A 786-nucleotide genomic window follows, 5' to 3' on the forward strand; every position below is an offset into this window, starting at 1 on the left:
GGGCGGCCGCGTTTCGGACCGTCCGGGGCCCGGGTTCCGCCCGGCGCCGCGGAGGCGCGAGGGGCTCCGATCGAATACCTTTCCCGGGGGCCCGCCCGAGGGCCCGCCCGGAAGCGGCCGGGACCGTGTGGAGACCGGACGTTCGGGGCAGGCCGTACCCGAGGAGCCCTGGCCACGGCACGGAGGGGTGCTCATGTCGGCTCTCGACTCCCTGAAGGGGTGCTCGCTCACCGGGACGTGGATCGACGTCCCGGCGCACAGCGTCACCCTCGCCCTGCGCACCCCGCCCGGAGCGGCCCCCGCGACCGTCTACACCCTGGTCCTGGAGGGCGTCACCGACGCCAGCTTCTTCGACGAGGACGGCGCCCCTTGGGAGGGCGCCGACGTCTCCGACCTCCGCTCCGAACACGACGAGGACCGGCTCCGACTGGACTTCTCCTTCGGCCGCGACGGCGCCGGCCTCACCGTGACCTGCGAGAAGATCCTGCTGCACCGAACCCGGGAACCGGACCAGGCCTGACTCCTGTCTGCCCCGATGATCTCGGCGCTGTCGCCGTCTCCACGCCGGTGGTCCCCAGTGTCCGTTGCCACATCTGCAACACCGCACACCAGAGGAGAGGACAGGAGAGGGACCGGCCGGCCGATCGGTCGAGCGCGGCGCCCCACGGAGTGAAGGTCCAAGCAAGCGGCGAAGGCAGCGGTGGGAGCCGGCCGGTCGGTCCGGCGCGGCACCCCGCAGAGCGAAGGTCAAGACGAGCGGCGACGGCGAAAGTAGGAACGGGGCGG

General features: G+C 72.9%; 1 protein-coding gene. It reads left to right on the top strand.

Annotated elements, in window-relative coordinates:
* Positions 1 to 193: 193 nt before the first annotated feature.
* Positions 194 to 520, top strand: a complete 327-nt coding sequence (locus D459_RS0128400) for a hypothetical protein (RefSeq protein WP_017596383.1) — start codon at positions 194 to 196, stop codon at positions 518 to 520.
* The last annotated feature ends 266 nt before the right edge of the window (positions 521 to 786 follow it).

This window comes from Nocardiopsis potens DSM 45234 (genome assembly GCF_000341105.1).
In the GTDB taxonomy this organism is placed as follows: Bacteria; Actinomycetota; Actinomycetes; order Streptosporangiales; family Streptosporangiaceae; genus Nocardiopsis_A; species Nocardiopsis_A potens.